The organism is Staphylococcus simulans (genome assembly GCF_003043455.1).
GTDB classification, from domain to species: Bacteria; Bacillota; Bacilli; order Staphylococcales; family Staphylococcaceae; genus Staphylococcus; species Staphylococcus simulans_A.
Window position 1 is genome coordinate 1 of sequence record NZ_PZGG01000100.1, and the last position, 4,852, is coordinate 4,852.

Below are 4,852 nucleotides of genomic sequence, written 5' to 3' on the forward strand. Positions count from 1 at the left end.
CTATATAATAATGCAGTACTTAGATTATAATATTCATTCTCAGCATAGTAGTCGTGCAAAATATTAAATATACGCTTAAATTGCTGATTTGTAAAGTCATCTGCTTCTACGCGTTGACTGTGTTCAAGGAAAACATCCTTGTTAAACATAAAATGTTTTAATAGTTTGCGTTCAGCATCTTCTTGTTTTGAATATTTTCGTTGTTTTACTTCTGGCACTGCATCAGGTATTTGTTGAAATGATTGTTGGTTATGTCTTGACACTTCATTATTTAGACTATCAAAACTTACTTTAAACAATTCAGAAACGTCTTGCAATACTTTTTTCTGCAAAATTCCTGACGGCATCAATGAAACATCATTTGTAATCTCTTTTAAATATTGTTCATAAGCCATGTCATTATTTTCAATTTCGTCTTTATATAAATTGACTTTATACAATACAAATGCACGTTTTTCGTGTTCTACGTATTTTTTAAAAGCATCTTCCCCATATTTAGTAATATATTCATCAGGATCCATTTTAGATGGAAGCTGGATTACGAAAACATTAAGACCTTGTTCAAGTAAATGTTGTCCTGTTTTTATAGTAGCTTCTTGACCAGCAAAGTCGCCGTCAAATAGCAATGTGACATTTGATGTTAATTTTTTGATGAATGCTATGTGTTCTTGAGATATTTGTGTTCCCATACTAGCTACAACTTGTTTAACACCAGCACTGTCAGCTTTAATAACATCCATAAATCCTTCTAATAATATGATTTCATTTTTTTGACGTATAATGCGTCTTGCCTTGTCGACATTGTACAAGAGACGTCTCTTTTGAAATATAGGTGTTTCCGGGCTATTGAGATATTTAGGTTCTTGATTTTTGTATGTTCTACCTGAATAACCTACTGTCCGCCCCTGTGCATTATGCAAGGGAAACATAATTCTATCTCTAAAACGATCATAATAACTAAAGTTTTCTTCGTTACGTGATAATAGACCAGCTTCATAAGCTAACTCAATATCGTAACCTTTCTTTTGCAAGAAATCATGACAAAAGTGAGAGTTGTCCGGTGCAAAACCAATTTTTCTTTCTTTTAACAGTTCTTCAGTAAAACCTCTGGATTTCAAATATTTTAAAGGTTCTTCCCCTTCTACTGTTTTCATTAATACATAATGATAATATTCTTGCATAAGTTCATGCATCTTAATCATCATTAAATCATCAGAAGCGATTTGATTTTGCTCGTTATTTTGTCCAACATCTACTTTTATATTTACCCTTTCTCCAAGGGCTTTAACAGCATCGACAAACGAAATCCCTTCTATTTCTTGAGTAAATTGAAAAACATTGCCGCCCTTTTTACAACCGAAACAATGACAAATCTGTTTATCCTCTGAAACAGTAAACGAAGGTGTTTTCTCATCATGAAAAGGACACAAACCAATATAATTGCGCCCTCTTTTCTCTAATTTCACATATTCACTTACAAGGTCAAGAATATCTGTCTTATCTTTTATTTCATTTATTACTGATTGCTCTATTCTCACCATAACCACCTGTATACATTAGTCTTATTATTATATCATTTTCTATAAAAAATAAAAGTTATTAGCTCAATAAGAAATACGCTGATTTTAAAACACCAGCGTATTGTATTGGGCTTATTTATTCATTTTATTTTGTTCGATTATATACATGATATCATTTGCTGTTTCTTCTATAGCTTTATCTGAAACATCAATGACAGGACATCCTATTCTATCTACTATTTTATCAAAGTAATCCAATTCTTCTTGAATACGTTGACCTGTAGCATAACGTGCTGAATCGCCAAGACCTAATTGTTTCAGTCTCTCTTTGCGGATTTTATTCAATTTTTCTTCGCTAATTTTTAGCGCAATGCATTTTTTGGGATCCACTTCAAATAATCCTTCTGGCGGATTGATTTCAGGAACTATTGGTATATTCATCACTTTATAACGCTTGTGTGCTAAGAACTGTGATAAAGGTGTTTTTGAAGTACGTGAAATGCCAATTAATATGATATCTGCTTTAGGTAATCCTTTTGGATCTTTGCCATCATCATATTTAACCGCAAATTCAATTGCTTCTATTTTCTTGAAGTACGCTTCATCAAGTTTATGCACTATACCTGGTTCATAATATGGTTTTTCATCGATTTCATCAATCAAAATATTCATTAATGGTCCCATGATATCGACATGTTTGATTTTATATTCGGCTAATTGTTGTTCCATATACTCTTTAATGTCAGGTTTTACAAGTGTGAAAACAACGATGTTCATTTCATTTTCTTTCGCCACTTCCATAACTTCATCGACATTTTCAAAAGTTTCAATATACGGATAACGTACAATCTGACTTTGGAACTTTTTCGAGTTAAATTGAGAAACACAAGCTTTTGCAACTTGTTCGGCTGTTTCTCCCACCGAATCAGATGCAATTATTATTTTTATCTTTTGCATTAAATCCTACTCCTACTCATCGAAAATTGATACGAATAATTTGGTTATCGTGGTTTTTGAAATGCGCCCGATGACTTCTAACTTACCATTATCTTTACCACGAACTATCGGCAGAGAATCAATTTCTTTTTCAATCATAAGCTGTGCAGCTAATACGACCAAATCATTTTCTAATACGTGTGTTAAATTCGGCATACGTGTCATAATAACACTGACTGGCATCGTATGTATATCTTCACCAATCATGGATGCTCTGAGTAAGTCTTTTCTTGAACAAACACCAACAAAATCATTATTCGTATTCACTATAAATAATGTGCTGACATCTTCAAGAAATATTGTACATATTGCTTCATAAACAGAAGTATCGCCCTTTAAGACAATCGGCAAAGATTGATAGTCTTTAACAACATATTGACGTAATTTTTCTGTTAATAATTGATTTGTTGATTTACCAGAATAAAAGTACCCTACTCTTGGTCTAGCTTCGAGAAACCCAGACATTGTCAAAATAGCTAAATCAGGTCTAAGTGTTGCTCTCGTTAAACTTAGTTGTTCGGCAATCTTTTCACCGGTAATCGGCCCATTTTGCTTTACTATTTCGATAATTTCACTTTGCCTACTACTCAGTTCTATATGTCTTCACCCCTTCACACTTACAATTTATATTATAACTGTAATTGTTTTGGTCTACAAATCTATATAAACACTTGCCTTTAATTTTAGGATGCATTAGAATTAGGTTTGAAGCGAGTTAAGGATGGTGCGAGCTTAACAATTAAATTGGCCTAACAACTATTATAATCTAAGCGAGTGTCTACACTAATTTGGGTGGAACCGCGGGTTATTACTAATTTCAATGAGAAATGAGATAACTCGTCCCAAGATTTCGAAATGTTTATTTCGTTATCTTGGGGCGTTTTTTTATTATTAAAGAGGAGTGTTATTTATGGCAAAAGATATGGAATCAGTAGTTCAGCTAGCAAAACACAGAGGTTTTGTATTTCCAGGCAGTGAGATTTACGGTGGTTTATCAAACACTTGGGATTACGGTCCATTAGGTGTTGAATTAAAAAACAATATTAAACGTGCATGGTGGAAAAAATTCATTTCACAATCACCTTACAACGTTGGTTTAGATGCAGCAATTTTAATGAATCCTAGAGTATGGGAAGCTTCAGGTCACTTAGGTAACTTTAATGACCCAATGATTGATAACAAAGATAGTAAAATCCGTTACCGTGCAGATAAATTAATTGAAGAATATATGCAAAATGAAAAAGGTGACGAAAACTTTATCGCAGATGGTTTAAGTTTTGATGAAATGAAACGTATCATTGAAGAGGAAGGAATCAAATGCCCAGTAAGCGGTACTGCAAACTGGACAGATATCCGTCAATTCAACTTAATGTTCAAAACTTTCCAAGGTGTAACAGAAGATTCAACAAACGAAATTTTCTTACGCCCTGAAACTGCACAAGGTATCTTTGTCAACTACAAAAACGTACAACGTTCAATGCGTAAAAAATTACCATTTGGTATTGGTCAAATTGGTAAATCATTCCGTAATGAAATTACACCAGGTAACTTCATTTTCAGAACACGTGAATTCGAACAAATGGAATTAGAATTCTTCTGTCGTCCTGGTGAAGAAATCGAATGGCAAAATTACTGGAAAACATTTGCTGAAAAATGGTTATTAGACTTAGGATTACAAAATGAAAATATTCGCTTAAGAGATCATGATCAAGACGAATTGTCTCACTACTCTAATGCGACTACAGATATCGAATATAAATTCCCATTCGGTTGGGGTGAGCTATGGGGTATTGCAAGCCGTACAGACTACGACTTGAAAAAACATAGTGAATACTCTGGTGAAGATTTCAGATATCACGATCCGGAAACAAATGAAAAATTCATTCCTTACTGTGTTGAACCTTCATTAGGTGCTGACCGTGTAACATTAGCATTCTTATGTGATGCTTATGACCGTGAAGGTGTTGAAGGTAGTAAAGATGAACGTACAGTATTACACTTCCACCCTGCTTTAGCACCATATAAAGCAGCAATTTTACCATTAAGCAAAAAATTATCTGAAGAAGCAATTAAAGTTTATGAACAACTAAGCGAAAACTTTACGGTTGATTTCGATGAATCGCAATCAATTGGTAAACGTTACCGTCGTCAAGACGAAATTGGTACACCTTATTGTATTACATTCGACTTTGATTCATTAGAAGATCAACAAGTCACAGTACGTGAACGTGATACTATGGAACAAGTACGTATGCCAATCTCTGAATTAAACGATTTCTTAGCTGAAAAAGTAAAATTCTAATATTAATCAAATAAATAAGGGTATATCGTGAAAT

At 33.4% G+C, this 4,852-nt stretch carries 4 protein-coding genes; 1 reads left to right on the plus strand and 3 read right to left on the minus strand.

The features are described 5' to 3' along the window. From dnaG to BU038_RS11840, 3 genes are all read right to left on the minus strand, one after another. On the minus strand, positions 1–1,538 hold a 1,538-nt coding region (gene dnaG / locus BU038_RS11830), incomplete at its 3' end, for a DNA primase (RefSeq protein ID WP_107606188.1). A 114-nt stretch (positions 1,539–1,652) separates the two neighbouring features. Beyond that, positions 1,653–2,477: a pyruvate, water dikinase regulatory protein gene (locus tag BU038_RS11835; RefSeq protein WP_107606189.1), complete on the minus strand. Its 825-nt coding sequence runs from the start codon at positions 2,475–2,477 to the stop codon at positions 1,653–1,655. 12 nt (positions 2,478–2,489) lie between these two features. After that, on the minus strand, positions 2,490–3,113 hold the full coding sequence (locus BU038_RS11840; protein ID WP_081705407.1) for a helix-turn-helix transcriptional regulator: 624 nt from the start codon (positions 3,111–3,113) through the stop codon (positions 2,490–2,492). Between the two features lie 313 nt (positions 3,114–3,426). Between BU038_RS11840 and BU038_RS11845 the strand changes: the two genes are divergently transcribed. Further along, entirely contained in the window at positions 3,427–4,818 is a 1,392-nt protein-coding gene (locus BU038_RS11845; protein WP_107606190.1) for a glycine--tRNA ligase, read from the plus strand. Positions 4,819–4,852: the final 34 nt, after the last annotated feature.

Excerpts from the sequence above, each read along its gene's own strand:
- BU038_RS11835 (WP_107606189.1), bottom strand. The coding sequence starts at position 2,477 with ATGCAAAAGATAAAAATAATAATTGCATCTGATTCGGTGGGAGAAACA.
- BU038_RS11845 (WP_107606190.1), top strand. The coding sequence starts at position 3,427 with ATGGCAAAAGATATGGAATCAGTAGTTCAGCTAGCAAAACACAGAGGT.